This is a genomic window from Variovorax sp. P1_H2 (genome assembly GCF_056405295.1).
On record NZ_JBFUCJ010000004.1, the window covers coordinates 94,151 to 108,299 of the forward strand.

The following is a 14,149-nucleotide window of genomic DNA, read 5'->3' on the forward strand; positions in this document are numbered from 1 at the left end:
AGCTTCAGCGCTGGGCCAGGAACTCCTGTATCGCCTTGATCGTCGGTGCGGGAGCTTCCTCCATCAACCAGTGGCCGGAGCCCGGCACGACCAGTTCGGTCACGTTGCTTGCCGCATTGCGCATCACCGCCGCCTCATTTCCGCCGAAGGACTTCTCGCCCCCGATGGCCAGCACAGGCATCGTGAGCTTGGTCTTCACGGATTCGGTGTTGTCTTCGACATCCTTGCGGATGGACTGGAACTGGGCGAACGCGGCGCGCATCGCGCCCGGGCGAGCGTAGAGCTTGGCGTAGTACACCCGCGTACCTTCGTCCACCTTGCCGGGGTCGGCCGCAAAATCGTTCCAGAAGCGGTCCAGGTAGGTTCTCTCGCGGCCTTGCACCAGTCGCAGCATGTCCTTGCCGCCGAGGTCGAAGTGCCACAGCGCCGGCAGACGAACAATCTGGTCCCAGGGCGCAACGCCGGGCACGGGCGCATCCATCACCACCAGCCTGGTGGTCTTGTCGGGATAGCGCGCTGCGTAGGCGTAGGCCACCATGGTGCCGATGTCATGGCCGACGATGTCGGCCTTGTCGATGCCCAGCCTGTCCAGCACGGCGCGGATGTCGGCCGCCTGGGTCTTCTTGTCGTAGCCGCTTTCGGGCTTGGAGGACAGGCCCATGCCTCGCAGGTCCGGCACCACCACGCGATGGTCCTTGGCCAGCGCCATGGCCAGCGGCGTCCACATGTCGCCGGTATCCCCGAAACCATGGATGAGCACCACGGCGGGACCGCTGCCTCCCACGCGCACATGCAGACTGGCGCCGTCGGTCTGGATCTGCTGGGCCTTGAAGCTGGGCGGGTAGGGCTTGGGCTGGGCATGCGCGGGCAGCACGGCAGCCAGGGCGATCAGGCCGGCGCCGATCGCGCTCTTGAGAGGGTTGAACAACATGGGCTCCTTGGCGATCAGGTGCGGGTGATGGAGGCGCCGCCATCGACCAGCGATGCCGTGCCGGTGACAAAGGACGAGTCGTCCGAGGCGAGGTACAGGACCGAGCGTGCCAGCTCCTCGGGCTTGGCGACCCGCTTGAGCGCATGCAGCTGGGTCACGAAGGCCTGCGACTCGAGCGTGTTGTTCATCCCGCGGTACATGTCGGTGTCGACCGCGCCTGGCAGCACCGCGTTGACGCGCACGCCCTGCGGACCGAACTCGGCGGCCAGGGCTTGGGTCAGGCCGATCAGGCCGGACTTGCTCGCGGCATAGGCGGCGACGCCGGGAAAGGCGAAGGTGTGTCCGACGAAGGTGGAGGTGAAGATCACCGAGCCGCCGCCATTCTTGAGCATCTGGCCGATCTGGTGCTTGGCACCAAGGAAGGCTCCGGTCAGGTTGATGGCCAGGGCGTCGGTCCAGCCGGCCTCGGACACGCCGGTGCTGGGGCCTCCTTCGCCCAGGGTGCCGGCGTTGTTGAATGCGATGTCCAGGCGGCCGAAGCGATTCACGGCCAGCGCCACGAGTGTCTTGGCGTAATCCTCCGAGCGCACGTCGCCGGCCAAGGCGACGGCTTGACCGTCCGCCGCGAGAATCTGGGCGACCAACTGGTCGAGTTCGGCCTGGCGGCGAGCCCCGACGACGACCTTGGCACCTTCGGCGGCGAACAGAAGTGCGGTGGCGTGGCCGATGCCCGAGCTGGCCCCGGTGATCAGGGCAACCTTGCCTTCGAGTCGCTTATTCATGATGGGATCTCCTTTGAAACCTTGAACCTTGGGTTGAATGAATCGGATCGTCCCAGTTTGGCGGTCGGGGAGCCGTTCGAGAAGAGGGCAGTTGACGGAACTGCCCTCCGGGATTGGCGAACAATCGGGCCTTGCCGGCATACTCGGGCAGCTTGCGCCCAGGACCGGCCCGGCAAGTTCAGTGGTCCGCCCCTGCCTATCGGCCCATGAGGGAGAGGAGAAACCGACGTGCTCAAACTGGACGGCATCGCGACCTTCGTCGCCGTGGCGGAGGCCGGATCCCTCGTCGCCGCCGCGCGCCGATTGCACCTCTCGAAGTCCGTCGTCAGCGAGCGTCTGGCGGATCTGGAACAAGGCCTGGGTGCGACGCTCTTTCACCGCACGACCCGCAAACTCAGCCTCACCGAAGATGGTTCGGCCTTTCTGGAGAAGGCGGCGCGCATCGTGCGCGAGGTCGACGAGGCCGCGGCGGAAATGGCCGAGCGACGCGGGAAGCTGACCGGGCCCATGCGCATCTCGGCACCGGTCACCTTCGGGCGCATGCACCTCGGGCCGGCGCTCTACCCTTTCCTCTCCCAGCATCCGGCGATCTCGCTCACGCTGGAACTGGACGACCGCCGAGTCGATGCGTTCGCCGACGGTTTCGACGCCGTGGTTCGGCATGGGGTGATCGAAGACTCCCGGCTGGTGGCCTGGCAGTTGGCGCGCAGCCAGCGCATGGTGGTGGCATCGCCCGCCTACCTCGCCAGTCACGGTAGCCCGCGCTCGCTGGACGACCTGGCCGGGCATCACGCCATCTACTACCTGAACCGAGGCATTGCGGACTGGCGCTTCCTGGACGCCGAGGACAGTGGCGCGGTGCGGCCCGTGGCTGCCCTTCGAGTGAACAACGGAGACATGATGCGGGACGCTGCACTGGCCGGCCTTGGGCTGGCCCTGTTGCCGACCTTCATTGTCTGGCAGGCATTGCAGTCGGGCCAGTTGGTCGAAGTGGACGTGGGCCGCGTGGTGGGGCCTGAATCCATCTACGTGGCACACCCCGAAGGACGCAGAGCCTCGGCAAAGCTGCGAGCCCTGGTCGAGTGGCTACGGAAGCACTTCGGCGATCCACCGTATTGGGAGCGGGCGGCCTGACAGCTGATTGCGGGCGAGATGGGCATGGCCGGGACTCGAGCCTGCTCCGTGCGCGCTCGCCGCGACATTGATGCAAATCAAACTTCGGCGCGGTCTGCTTCCGGACAATAGATTCATTTCATATGCAGCTTTAAACAGGCAACGGAAGAGACCATGACCCAGACCTCCAACGGCAGCAAGATCGAAAAATCCACCGGAAGGCTGTGGCGTTGGCTCGGTCTCATCTTCGTCCTGTCGTTCGGGGCGCTTGGCTACCACCATGAAACTCACCCGGCGTGATCGACCATGAACGAAGAACCGACCCCGGGCGCCGATGCGCCGTATCTCTATTCCGGACCCCCAGAGCTGAGAGCGCCCATCGAGGCGGCCTTGCGGCAAGTGGTCGACCCGGAGGTCGCCCTGACCATCGTCGATGTCGGCCTGGTCTATGGCGTTGCGGTGACGGCCAAGCAGGTGCACATCCTGATGACGATGACCTCGGCGGCATGTCCAGTCACGGAGGTCATCCTGACCGACGTCGAAAATGAGCTGGACCGCGTGGTGCCTCCAGACTTCAAGATTCTGGTCGAGCTCGTTTGGGAACCGCCCTGGAACACCGACCGCATGAGCTTGCGGGCGAAGGCCTTCATGGGCTGGTAAGCCCATCCAGCTGGCCATGCGCAATCCATCGGACGTCCGAACGCCAGTGTGGGTGCTGGGTCTGCGCGTGGTGTTCCTGCTTGGCGTGGCGGCGTCGCTGGTGACGAGCATCATCGGCGGTCTGCTGCGCGCCGGCGTTGCCGTGCCGGTCCCCGGCGACAGTGCATGGCCCGGGCAAGCAGTTCTTGCACACGCATTCCTGATGGTTTGCGGTTTCACGGGAACAGTCATCGGGATCGAACGGGCAGTTGCCGTCAAGCAGCGCTTTGCGTTCGTCGCGCCGGGCGCCTCCGCATTGGCCGGACTCGCCATGCTGGCCGGTCTGCCCAGCTCGGCTGCCTGGCTTGCCGTTGTCGCGGCCATCGTGTTCGTTGTCGTGAATGTCGTTGTCGTCGAACGCCAACGCGCACCGCACACGGCGCTCTTGCTGACCGGCGCAGTCGCCTGGTTGGTGGGCAATCTGCTCCAGGCACTCGGCAGCCAGTCGGCCGCGGTCATCCCCTGGTGGTTCTCGTTCCTTGTGCTGACGGTTGCGGCCGAACGGCTCGAGATGACTCGTCTCATGCGTCGCCGCCGCGGTGCCGCGCCGGCGCTCCATGCCTGCCTTGGCGTCATGTTGCTCGGTGCGGCGACCTCCTCGCTGTCGCCAGTCTGGGGTGGCGTCGCGTACGGGCTGTCGCTCCTATGCCTTGCCGTTTGGTTGATTGCCTTCGACATCGCCCGTCGTACCGTCGCAGCCCATGGATTGAGCCGCTACATGGCCGTCTGCTTGCTGCTGGGCTACGTGTGGCTGGGCGTTGCCGGTGCCGCCTGGGTCGCGACATCGTTCGGACTGCCGCTCAGGGATGTGGCGCTTCACGCGCTCGGGCTGGGCTTCATCTTCTCGATGATGCTGGGGCATGCGCCCGTCATCCTGCCCGCGCTGGCTCGCGTCAAGCTTCTCTTCGGCTGGTTCTTCTACATCCCCTTGTTCTTTCTTCACGCGTCGCTTGCCGTTCGACTCTGTCTCGGGCCGGTGGCCTTCAGCCTGCTGAGCCAGGGCGCCGCCGGCAACGCACTGGCCATCGCGCTGTTCGCGCTCACGATGGTGGGCTCGGCGCGTGCCTGGCGCATGAAGCACGCATCCAAGAAATAGAATGCAGTCCCTGCACGTCATTGAAGAGCCCCGGTGCCGCAGCCGCGACGCTTCGCGCTGTGGGAACTTGGGAGAAGGCGCCCGTCGCTCTCGCAGTCAGCCTCACTACACTGGTACGGATGAACCGCCCCCCTCCATCGCACCACGGGCGAGACCTCCTCACTTCCTATTTCTGGCGTGGCGATGCCCTCCGCAGTCGCAGCGTGAGCGATGTGGTGTTGTCCGGCACGGTCGACGTGCCCGTGCCCCCCGCACGCCTGATCGCGGATTGGGACAGGGAGATATCGTCGCGCCTGGTCCTGGAACCTGGAGACGTCGAGGCCTTGCCGTTGGCACGGGCGCGAGCGCGCTGGCCGGACTACCGGCACTGCGTGCAGGCGGTGTCCGACTGGACGCGCGAGCTCGGCCTGCATGAGGTGCTTGCCTCCTCCGATGTCGCCCTCATGGCTTGCCGCGGCGCGCGGTACCACCACGACGGTGCGCAATACGGCGGTGCGGCGTTCTGCAATCTCTTCCTGAGCGAGGACAGGGGCCTGGATTTGCATTTTCCGTCCACGGATCAGCGAATCCCGCTTGCCCGGGGGACGGTCGTGATATTCGATACGGGCCAGCCGCACGCCGTCATTCGACACCGCAGCAGCGGCTTCGATGCGGCCGATTTCTCGCCCGGCCAGGATTGCACTCAACTGTTCCTGACCTGGGAGCTTCCCATCGAAGACGCCCATGTCGGGCGCGCACTTCGGGTCGCCTTCGACATCGACGCTTCGACCGCGTCGCAGCTGGACGAAGAGCAAATCCGGCTGAACGGCGAACGGGCCATTGTCTGTCCGCAATCCGGCCGGTGGTGCCGGGCCGACTGACTGTAGCGGCATGGATCAGGACTTCGCCGGCAGCGCTCCGGCGCCCCCCAGCGCCTTCGACACCGCCACCAGGCCCAGTGCCAGGCGGCTCGTGCTCTCGGTGTAGTCGCGCTGCGCCTGCAGCCAGGTGCGCTGGGCATCGAGCTGCACGAGGAAGTCGGTCAGGCCGTGGTCGTAGCGCACCCGGGCCAGCTGCAGTGCGTCGCGGCTGCTGCGCTCGCGCTCGGCCAGCTGCACGTTGCGCAGCCGCTCGGCCGAATAGGCGCTCAATGCATCGTCGATCTCGTGCCAGGCCTTCAGCACGGTCTGCTGGTAGGCGACGGCGGCCTCCTGCTGCTGCAGCTCGCGCAGGGTCACGGTGGCGCGCCGGCGCCCGCCATCGAAGACCGGCAGTTGCAGGCTGGGCCCGACGAACCATTGGCGGCTGCCCCAGTCGCCGAAGGTGCTGGCGTTGACGGACTCGAAGCCGAAGCTGGCGCCGATCGTGATGCGCGGGTAGAGGTCCGCCACGGCGACGCCGATGTTCGCCGTGGCTGCATGCAGCTGCGCCTGGGCGAGCTGGATGTCGGGGCGGCGCAGCGCCAGCTCGGAGGGCAGGCCCAGCGAGAGGTCGGGCAATGCGCGTTCGGCCGCATCGGGCCGGTCCGCAAGCTGCGCCTGCAGCGCGCCGGGCCGCTCGCCGAGCAGCAGCGTGATCTGATTCAAGGCCGCCGCCTCCTGTGCCAGCAGCTGGGGCAGGCGGGCGCGCAGATCGGCCGCCTGGGCCCGCTGCCGCGTGACGTCGAGATCGGTCGTGAGGCCGCCGTCGGCGCGCGCCTTGACCAGCTCCAGCGTTTCTTCCGCAGCGGCGATGTCGGCGCGTGCGATGCGGATCTGGTCCTGCACCGCCCGCAGCGCGAAGTAGTGGCGCGCCAGCTCGGCCTGCACGCTGAGCTGCACCTGCGCCAGCAGTGCCTGCGAGGCCGCGACGTTGGCGTCGGCGGCCTCGATCGAGCGCCGCACGCGGCCCCACAGGTCGATCTCCCAGATGGCGTCGAAGCCGGCCTCGTACAGGTCGTGCGGATCGCTCAGCGTCTGGATCAACTGCCTGCGGTTCAGCGGGTTCAGGGCATCGATCAGCCGCGTGGGATCGCCGTCCTCGCTCTGCCGCACGCGCCGCGCGCCGGCCCGGGCGCCGACCTGCGGAAGCTGATGCGACTGCTCGACCCGCAGTTGCGTGCGGCTCTGCGCGAAGCGCAGTGCCGCGGTCTGCAGGTCGGGGCTGGCGGCCAGCGCCTGCGCCTCCAGCGCATCGAGCACCGGGTCGCCGAACAGGGTCCAGTCGGCCGGCGCCGCTGCGCTTGAACGCTCGCGTTCCTGCGGCGGGATCAGCGCCGGCGAGCCGCCGTGCCAGTCCGAGAAGCGCGCCGGCGCCGCCGGCGTTTCGGGCTTGAAGTCGGGTCCCACCGCGCAGCCGGCCAGCGCCAGCGCGGCCAGCCAGGCCAGGCGATGCAGGGGGCGAAGGGTGGATTTCATGTCGGTGTCCTTTCCAGTCAGTTGAGGACAGAGCAAAAACTGCTACGCAGTTTGTCGGTCTGTTGCGCACGTTTTCACGAAAGCCGATGACGGAACAGCCAGGCGGCCAGCGGCAGCGTGATGGCCGCGATGATGAAGAGCGGAATGAGCTTGTGCCAGACCGTGAGCAGCCCCACGCCTTCGAGGTACACGCGCTGCACCAGGTCGATCGCAAAGCGCAGCGGGTTGGCCAGCGTCGCGATCTGCAGCACGCGCGGCATGTTGCTCACCGGCGTGGTCAGGCCCGACAGCAGCATCATCGGCATGATCAGCACGAAGGTGTAGAGCATGGCCTGCTGCATGTTGGCCGACACCGCCGAGATCGACAGCCCGACGCCGACGCTCGCGATGGTGAAGAACGACAGCCCGATATAGAGCGTGACGAGAGAGCCCGCCATCGGAACCCGGAACCACAGCAGCGTGATGAGCAGCACGAGGGTGGACTGCACGAGCCCGATCATCACCGGCGGAATGGCCTTGCCGATCATGATCTCGGTGGGGGACAGCGGCGTGACGAGCAACTGGTCGAAGGTGCCTTGCTCGCGCTCGCGCGCCACGGAGAGTGCGGTCAGCAGCAGGGTCTGGATCATGCTGAGCGCGGCGATCATGCCGGGCATGAAGTTCCAGCGGGTTTCGAGGTTGGGGTTGAACCAGGCGCGCGATTCGATCGCGACCGGCGCCTGGAGCCCGCCGTGCCGCCGGCGCCATTCGTCGTTGAAGCTGGCCACGACCGAAGCGACGAAGCCCGCCGCCGAGCCCGCGGTGTTGGAGTTGCGCGCATCGATGACGACCTGGATCGGCGCGGCCTCGCCCGCGTTGAGCTGCTGCGCGAACCGCGGTCCGATCTGGATCACGACCAGCGCATCCTGTGCGTTGACGATGGGCGCGATCTGGTCGGGCGACGTGAGCGTCGCCGCGCGGCGGAAGACGCCGGTGCCGTCGAGCTTGGCGATCAGCGCGGTCGAGGCGCCGCTGTGGCTCTGGTCGAGCAGCGCGTAGTCGACGCGGCTCAGGTCGTAGGTGGCGGCATAGCCGAAGAGCAGGCTCTGCATCAGCGCCGGCACGACCAGGATGACGCGGCTGGACGGGTCCTTGAGGATCGCCAGCAGCTCCTTGCGGCAGAGGTGGGCGACGCGCCGCACGAAGTCGATGAATGAACCGTTCATGATCCTCAATCCAGCTTCTTGCGCGTGACGAAGCGTGCGACGCCGAGCAGCACCACGGCGTAGGCGATCAGGATCGCGCAGTTCCTGAAGATCAGCGACCACACGTTGCCCGCGAGGAACAGCGTGCGGACCAGTTCCATGAAGTAGGTTGCCGGCAGCGCATGGCCCACGATCCGGATGACGGTCGGCACGTTGCGCAGGTCGAAGAGAAAGCCCGACAGCATCAGCGACGGCAGGAAGCTCGAGATCAGCGCCACCTGGCTGGCGAGGAACTGGTTGCGCGTGACGGAGGAAATGACCAGGCCGACGGCCACCGCGACCAGCTGATAGAGCATCGCGCTGACGACGATCACGATCAGCGAGCCGTGCATCGGCACCTCGAACAGGAAGCGCGCGGCGACCAGGCACAGCAGCAGGCCGACCATGCCGATGCCGAAGTAGGGAATGATCTTCGCCAGCAGGATTTCCACCGGCCGCACGGGCGTGACGAACAGCGCCTCCAGCGTGCCGCGCTCCCATTCGCGCGCCATCACGAGCGCGGTGAGGAAGGCGCCGACCAGCGTCATGATGAGGACGATCAGCCCCGGCACGAGGTACCAGGTGCTGGTGTTGGCGGCGTTGAACCACAGCCGCTGCTCGATGGTGACGGCGCCGACGCCGGGCGCCGCTACAGCGCCGCGGTCGGCCAGCCGCACCGCGTTCTGCGCCAGGGCGCCGCTCGCGTAGCGCAGCACGATGCCGGCCTTGTTCGCATCGGCGCCGTGCACGATCACCTGGATGCTGGCGTCGCCGGCCGCGAGCCGGCGCGAGAAGTCGCCGGGCACGCGCACGATGCCGTCGACCTTGCGCTGCTGCATCAGCGTCTCGGCTTCATGCATCGAGCCCAGCATGACCGGCGAGATGTACGGCGTGAGCTGGAGCCCGGAGACGGCCTGCACGGCGGTGGGCGAGCTGTCTTCGAGCACGACGGCCAGCGGCGCGTTCTTGACGTCGAGCGAGAGCCCATAGCCGAAGATCAGGATCAGGATGATCGGCAGCAGGATGCCGATCGCGAGGCTGCTCGGGTCGCGGACCAGCTGCCGCGTCTCCTTGCGCGTGAGCGCGATCAGCCGTTGCCAGAAGCGGCTGTGAGGGGCGGGAGGCTGGGCGGGCGCGGTCATTGGGAGACCTTCGCGGCGTCGCGGGCCTGCGTCACGATGTCGATGAAGGCCTCCTCCATGCTGAGCCGGCTGTCTGCCGCGCTGCCCGCCTGCACGCGCACCTGCTGCGGGGTGCCGATGGCCAGCAGCTTGCCGGCGTCCTGGATCACGATGCGGTCGCAGTACTCCGCCTCTTCCATGAAGTGTGTGGTGATGATCACCGTCACGCCGGCCTCGGCCAGCGCCGTGATGCGGCGCCAGAATTCGCGCCGCGCCAGCGGATCGGTGCCGCTCGTGGGTTCGTCGAGAAAAAGGATCTCCGGCTCGTGCAGCAGGCCGGTCGCCATCGCGAGGCGCTGCTTGAAGCCGCCGGGCAGCTGGCCGCTGGTCGCATGCGCCTGGCCGAGCAGGTCGAACTGCTGCAGCACCGTCTGCATGCGATCGCGAAGCCGCTGTCCGCGCAGGCCGTAGGCCCCGCCGAAGAACTGGAGGTTCTCGGCGACGGTGAGGTTGCCGTAGAGCGCGAACTTCTGCGAGACGTAGCCGATCCGGCCGCGTGCCTGGGCGCGCGCGGTGCGCAGGTTCATGCCGGCCACCTGCAGGAAGCCGCTGCTGGCCGGCAGCAGCCCGCAGAGCATGCGAAAGGTGGTGGTCTTGCCGGCGCCGTTGGGGCCGAGCAGGCCGAAGATCTCGCCACGCCGCACATCGAAGCTGGTGCTCGCGACGGCGGTGAAGTCGCCGAACCTGCGCACCAGGTCCTTCACCTGGATGACGATCTCCTGCGTGCCGGAAGCGGGCGGAGGCGCCTGCGCGGGCGTGTGCGCGGTCGCCGCGGTTGCGGTCTTTTGCCGTGCACGCAGCAGCACCATGAAGCCGTCCTCCAGGCGTGCGGGCACCGGCTCTGCCGGCGCACCGTCGAGCAGGGCCCCCACGGCGGCGGCATCGGCGTCGGGCCGGCGGATGAAGCGCACTTCACCACCTTGCGGCACGGCATCGATGATCGATGCGGGCGCATCGATCAGGCGGGCCTGCAAGGTGCGCGGCGCCGTGCCGCGAGGCGGTGTCGTCACGAAGCAGAGGCCCTTCGCATGGTCGCGCAGCTGTGCCGGCGCGCCTTGTGCGATCAGCTTGCCGCCGTGCAGCACGAAGACCTGCGCGCAGCGTTCGGCCTCGTCGAGGTAGGCGGTGCTGACGATCACGGACAAGTGTTCCTCGTCGACCAGCTGCTGCACGATCTCCCACAGCTCGCGCCGCGACAGCGGGTCGACGCCGACCGTGGGCTCGTCGAGCAGCAGCAGTTCGGGCGAGCGCACCAGCGTGCAGGCCAGCCCCAGCTTCTGCTTCATGCCGCCCGAGAGTTTGCCGGCCAGCCGCGAGGTGAAGCGGCCCAGGTCGGTCATGGCCATCAGCCGTGCGTAGCGTTGGCGCCGGGTCGCCTTGTCGACGCCATGCAGGTCGGCGTAGAGGTCGAGGTTCTCCTGCACGCTGAGGTCCTCGTAGAGGCCGAAGCGCTGCGGCATGTAGCTGATGCGGTCCTGCACCGCCTGCGGACGGCTCGCCACGTCGATGCCGAGCACCTCGAGATGCCCCTGGTCGGCCTGCATCAGGCCGGCCGCGAGCCGCAGCAGCGTGGTCTTGCCCGAGCCGTCCGGCCCGACCAGCGCCGCCAGCGTGCCGGCCGGAATGTCGAGGGACACATCGTCGAGCGCGAGCGTGCCCTCGGCGGAGCCTTTCGGGGCGAAGCGCTTGTGCAGGCCTCGTCCGACCAGCGCCGGCGCCGAGGAAGACATCAGCGTGCGCTCCCGGGCTCGCCCGCGTCGCCATCGAGCGCCAGCCGAACCGTCACCGGCATGCCGAGCCGCAGCCGGTCGCCGGGGTCGTCGGCCAGTACTCGGATCTCGTAGACCAGGCTGCTGCGCAGCTGCTCGGTCTGCACGGTCTTGGGCGTGAACTCGGCCACCGAGGAGATGTAGCCGACCTTGCCCGCGAGCGGCTCGCCCGGGTGGCTGTCGGTCGAGAGCGTGGCGGCCATGCCGGGCCTGACGCGGCCGAGGTCGGATTCGGCGACATAGGCCCGCACCCACTTGGGATCGGTGATCGCCAGCGTGAACACCGGGCGCTGCGGCGAAGCCATGTCTCCAGGCTCCAGCAGCCGCGCCCGTACCACCGCGTCGATCGGCGCGATGAGCCGGGCTTCCTGCAGCTGGTGGCGGAGCACGGCGAGCGCCGCCGTCGCGACGTCGAGCTGCGCCTGGGCCTGGGCGATGTCTTCCTTGCGCGGACCGGCGACCACCAACTGCTGTGCCTTGCGGGCGTTGTCGAGCTGGGCCTCGGCCACTTTGCGGCGCGCCTGTGCGGCGTCGAGGTCTTGCTGGCTGACCGCGCGGCCGGCGGTGGTCTGGCGGATCCCCTGCAGCCGCTCGAGCTGCTGGCGGGCCAGCTCGGCATCGGCCTGGGCGGCGGCGACCTGGGCCCGCGACTGCGCCACTTCCTCGGGCCGGCTGCCGGCCTTCAGCCGCTGCAGCGCCTGTGCCTGGCCGGCGATCTGGGCCTCGGCCTGTGCCGCCTGCAGCTGCAGGGCGCGGGTGTCGAGTTCGCCGAGCACCTGGCCGGCCTTCACCCGGTCGCCTTCCTGGACCTCGAGCCTGGCGATGCGATCGTTGCCGTTGAAGGCCAGCGACACCTGGCGCAGGTCGACATTGCCGTAGAGCACCAGCTGGTGCGCATCGGCGGGCTGGCGGTTCAGGTACCAGGCCGCGAAGGCAGCCGCCGCGGCGAGGACGATGGCGCCGGCAAGGAGGGGCTTCTTGTTCATGGGTCGCTCTCGCGCGCCGATGACGGCGCAGGATCCTGTGCGGGTGAGTGCTGGAATGATATCAAATTGAAATTCAAATTCAAACTATGGCCGGAGGGATATCGGAGGCATTCTCGTGGCGTCGGTGGTTTGCGCTTGCCGGCCGTCCTGGCAGGCCTTCGCGACCCTGGAGAGGGGGCCTGGCCCTCAGCCTTCCACGGGGGCAGGCGCCTGCACGCTCGAGAACGTGCCGTCCAGCATGTCCAGGCTGCAATCCAGCATCGTGGGCGAGACCTCGCGCTCGAGCACGTCGAACATGCCCTCGACGAAATCCATGAGCCGGTCGGAGGCGGCGATCGCGCTGTCGACCTGGCCTTCGGCCACGGCCTCGATGACCGCGACATGGCCGTCCACGGTGTCGTCGAGGTTGACGCCTCGCCCCGTCTGGGTGTGATAGATCCAGCCCAGCCGTCGAAAAATGGTGTGCAGCGGCCGCAGCGTGCTCTCGACGAAGGGCTCGCCGGCGGCGGCAAGAAAGAGCTGATCGATCCGCCGGTCGACCCGATTGAACTGATCCAGATTGATCTGGTCCCTGTGCTCGAGCAGATGGCGTTTCAGGTGGAGCATCTGATTGCGCTGCGATGCACCCGATCGCTCGGTCGCCAGGCGGATCACGAAGCGCTCCATGTCGCGGCGCAGCCGCAGCAGCACCCGGTCACGCGTCAGGTCGACCGGCGCGATCCTGAGGCCGTGCCGCGGCGCAACGATGACCAGCGTGTCGGCGGCCAGCCGGTTGACGGCCTGCAACACCGGCGTGCGTCCGAAGCCGACCAGCTTTTGAAGGTCGTGGGTGGCGAGGAACCGCCCCGGGCGCAACTCGCAGCAGACCAACAGTTCCTCGATGCGCTCATAGGCCTGATCGGACAGATTCACCGGGCTGCGCGGGCGCTGCGCATCCGATGCCAGGGCGTCGGSGGCGACCACGCGCGGTCGGGGGCGGGGGGACGATGCCATGCTGAACCTTGAAATGCAGTGGGACGAGGGCGCCTGGGCGGTGATTGTCGCTGAACACACTCAGATATTTGAATGCTATCTCACGCATTTTGCTCCGTTCTCCAGAGAAACGACCTGGTTCATGGCGTGCTCGGCCGAAAAACGTACTAGGGGAAAACCTGCAGAACTTTGGTGAAATATCACGATATTCTTCCGCATCGCTTTCATTTCGGGCGCACAGTTCATGACGCATCCATTGTTCGATCTCTCCGGTCGCACCGCCCTGGTCACCGGCTCGTCGCGCGGTCTGGGCCTCGCCATCGCCGAGGCGCTGGCACAAGCTGGCGCCAGGCTGGTTCTCAACGGCGTGGATCGGGATCGCCTGCAGCGCAGCGCCGATGCACTGCGCGCCAAGGGTCATGACGTCGTCGCGGCGGCGTTCGATGTCACCGACGAAGCGGCAGTCTGCGAGGCCTTCGCCCGGCTCGATGCGGCGGACACCGCGGTCGACATCCTGGTCAACAACGCCGGCATCCAGCTGCGCAAGCCGCTGGTCGACCTGGCGCTCGCCGAGTGGGACAGCGTGTTGCGGACCAACCTGACGAGCGCCTTCCTGGTCGGGCGCGAAGCGGCCCGCCGGATGATCGCGCGCAAGCGCGGCGGCAAGATCATCAATATCGGCTCCCTGACGAGCGAGGCGGCGCGCGCCACCGTGGCGCCCTACACCGCAGCCAAGGGCGGCATCAAGATGCTGACCCGCGCCATGGCCGCCGAGTGGGCCGAGCACGGCATCCAGGCCAATGCGATCGGACCCGGCTACATGGCGACCGAGATGAATACCGCGCTGATCGAGAACCCGAGTTTCGATGCCTGGGTCAAGGGGCGCACGCCGGCCCGGCGCTGGGGCCGGCCCGACGAACTGGGCGGCACCGCGGTGTACCTCGCCTCGGCCGCGTCCGACTACGTGAACGGACAGATCGTCTACGTCGACGGCGGCATGTTGGCCGTCCTGTAGACGACGC

The 14,149-nt window shown here is 67.7% G+C and carries 15 protein-coding genes; 7 read left to right on the plus strand and 8 right to left on the minus strand.

Features of this window, described 5'->3' with window-relative positions:
• Positions 1–4: 4 nt before the first annotated feature.
• Together AC1D2E_RS02985 and AC1D2E_RS02990 are read right to left on the minus strand one after the other, a co-directional pair.
• Positions 5–931 (minus strand): alpha/beta fold hydrolase, encoded by a 927-nt coding sequence (locus AC1D2E_RS02985; protein WP_478196015.1) that lies wholly within the window; start codon positions 929–931, stop codon positions 5–7.
• A gap of 14 nt (positions 932–945) precedes the next feature.
• Positions 946–1,713, minus strand: coding sequence for an SDR family oxidoreductase (locus tag AC1D2E_RS02990; protein WP_478196016.1), 768 nt, complete (start codon positions 1,711–1,713; stop codon positions 946–948).
• Between the two features lie 228 nt (positions 1,714–1,941).
• On the opposite strand from AC1D2E_RS02990, the gene AC1D2E_RS02995 reads away from it, so the two are divergent.
• From AC1D2E_RS02995 to AC1D2E_RS03015, 5 genes are all read left to right on the plus strand, one after another.
• Positions 1,942–2,847, plus strand: a complete 906-nt coding sequence (locus tag AC1D2E_RS02995; protein WP_478196017.1) for a LysR family transcriptional regulator — start codon at positions 1,942–1,944, stop codon at positions 2,845–2,847.
• A 153-nt stretch (positions 2,848–3,000) separates the two neighbouring features.
• Positions 3,001–3,126 carry a hypothetical protein gene (locus AC1D2E_RS03000; RefSeq protein ID WP_478196018.1) on the plus strand — a complete coding sequence of 42 codons (126 nt, stop codon included), beginning with the start codon at positions 3,001–3,003 and terminating at the stop codon, positions 3,124–3,126.
• A gap of 6 nt (positions 3,127–3,132) precedes the next feature.
• Positions 3,133–3,486 carry a metal-sulfur cluster assembly factor gene (locus AC1D2E_RS03005; protein ID WP_478196019.1) on the plus strand — a complete coding sequence of 118 codons (354 nt, stop codon included), beginning with the start codon at positions 3,133–3,135 and terminating at the stop codon, positions 3,484–3,486.
• 16 nt (positions 3,487–3,502) lie between these two features.
• Positions 3,503–4,621: a hypothetical protein gene (locus AC1D2E_RS03010; protein ID WP_478196020.1), complete on the plus strand. Its 1,119-nt coding sequence runs from the start codon at positions 3,503–3,505 to the stop codon at positions 4,619–4,621.
• Between the two features lie 119 nt (positions 4,622–4,740).
• Positions 4,741–5,481 (plus strand): hypothetical protein, encoded by a 741-nt coding sequence (locus tag AC1D2E_RS03015; protein WP_478196021.1) that lies wholly within the window; start codon positions 4,741–4,743, stop codon positions 5,479–5,481.
• Positions 5,482–5,496: 15 nt separating this feature from the next.
• On the opposite strand, the gene AC1D2E_RS03020 is transcribed toward AC1D2E_RS03015, so the two are convergent.
• The 6 genes from AC1D2E_RS03020 to AC1D2E_RS03045 form a co-directional block, all read right to left on the minus strand.
• On the minus strand, positions 5,497–6,996 hold the full coding sequence (locus tag AC1D2E_RS03020; RefSeq protein WP_478196022.1) for an efflux transporter outer membrane subunit: 1,500 nt from the start codon (positions 6,994–6,996) through the stop codon (positions 5,497–5,499).
• A 74-nt stretch (positions 6,997–7,070) separates the two neighbouring features.
• Positions 7,071–8,201, minus strand: a complete 1,131-nt coding sequence (locus AC1D2E_RS03025; protein ID WP_478196023.1) for an ABC transporter permease — start codon at positions 8,199–8,201, stop codon at positions 7,071–7,073.
• Between the two features lie 5 nt (positions 8,202–8,206).
• Complete coding sequence (locus tag AC1D2E_RS03030; protein WP_478196024.1) at positions 8,207–9,361, minus strand: ABC transporter permease; 1,155 nt, start codon at positions 9,359–9,361, stop codon at positions 8,207–8,209.
• Positions 9,358–11,130, minus strand: a complete 1,773-nt coding sequence (locus tag AC1D2E_RS03035; RefSeq protein WP_478196025.1) for an ATP-binding cassette domain-containing protein — start codon at positions 11,128–11,130, stop codon at positions 9,358–9,360. The genes AC1D2E_RS03030 and AC1D2E_RS03035 overlap by 4 nt, the downstream gene beginning before the upstream one ends.
• Positions 11,130–12,155 (minus strand): HlyD family secretion protein, encoded by a 1,026-nt coding sequence (locus AC1D2E_RS03040; RefSeq protein WP_478196026.1) that lies wholly within the window; start codon positions 12,153–12,155, stop codon positions 11,130–11,132. The genes AC1D2E_RS03035 and AC1D2E_RS03040 overlap by 1 nt, the downstream gene beginning before the upstream one ends.
• 186 nt (positions 12,156–12,341) lie before the next feature.
• Entirely contained in the window at positions 12,342–13,148 is an 807-nt protein-coding gene (locus tag AC1D2E_RS03045) for a GntR family transcriptional regulator (protein ID WP_478196027.1), read from the minus strand.
• Here AC1D2E_RS03045 and AC1D2E_RS03050 point away from each other — a divergent pair.
• Positions 13,147–13,323, plus strand: a complete 177-nt coding sequence (locus AC1D2E_RS03050) for a hypothetical protein (protein WP_478196028.1) — start codon at positions 13,147–13,149, stop codon at positions 13,321–13,323. The genes AC1D2E_RS03045 and AC1D2E_RS03050 overlap by 2 nt on opposite strands.
• Positions 13,324–13,371: 48 nt before the next feature.
• Positions 13,372–14,142 carry an SDR family oxidoreductase gene (locus AC1D2E_RS03055; protein ID WP_478196029.1) on the plus strand — a complete coding sequence of 257 codons (771 nt, stop codon included), beginning with the start codon at positions 13,372–13,374 and terminating at the stop codon, positions 14,140–14,142.
• Positions 14,143–14,149 lie beyond the last annotated feature (7 nt).

Coding starts and splice junctions, on each gene's coding strand:
- AC1D2E_RS02985 (WP_478196015.1), bottom strand. CDS start 931: ATGTTGTTCAACCCTCTCAAGAGCGCGATCGGCGCCGGCCTGATCGCC.
- AC1D2E_RS02990 (WP_478196016.1), bottom strand. CDS start 1,713: ATGAATAAGCGACTCGAAGGCAAGGTTGCCCTGATCACCGGGGCCAGC.
- AC1D2E_RS03000 (WP_478196018.1), top strand. CDS start 3,001: ATGACCCAGACCTCCAACGGCAGCAAGATCGAAAAATCCACCGGAAGG.
- AC1D2E_RS03005 (WP_478196019.1), top strand. CDS start 3,133: ATGAACGAAGAACCGACCCCGGGCGCCGATGCGCCGTATCTCTATTCC.
- AC1D2E_RS03010 (WP_478196020.1), top strand. CDS start 3,503: ATGCGCAATCCATCGGACGTCCGAACGCCAGTGTGGGTGCTGGGTCTG.
- AC1D2E_RS03015 (WP_478196021.1), top strand. CDS start 4,741: ATGAACCGCCCCCCTCCATCGCACCACGGGCGAGACCTCCTCACTTCC.
- AC1D2E_RS03020 (WP_478196022.1), bottom strand. CDS start 6,996: ATGAAATCCACCCTTCGCCCCCTGCATCGCCTGGCCTGGCTGGCCGCG.
- AC1D2E_RS03025 (WP_478196023.1), bottom strand. CDS start 8,201: ATGAACGGTTCATTCATCGACTTCGTGCGGCGCGTCGCCCACCTCTGC.
- AC1D2E_RS03030 (WP_478196024.1), bottom strand. CDS start 9,361: ATGACCGCGCCCGCCCAGCCTCCCGCCCCTCACAGCCGCTTCTGGCAA.
- AC1D2E_RS03035 (WP_478196025.1), bottom strand. CDS start 11,130: ATGTCTTCCTCGGCGCCGGCGCTGGTCGGACGAGGCCTGCACAAGCGC.
- AC1D2E_RS03040 (WP_478196026.1), bottom strand. CDS start 12,155: ATGAACAAGAAGCCCCTCCTTGCCGGCGCCATCGTCCTCGCCGCGGCG.
- AC1D2E_RS03050 (WP_478196028.1), top strand. CDS start 13,147: ATGCTGAACCTTGAAATGCAGTGGGACGAGGGCGCCTGGGCGGTGATT.
- AC1D2E_RS03055 (WP_478196029.1), top strand. CDS start 13,372: ATGACGCATCCATTGTTCGATCTCTCCGGTCGCACCGCCCTGGTCACC.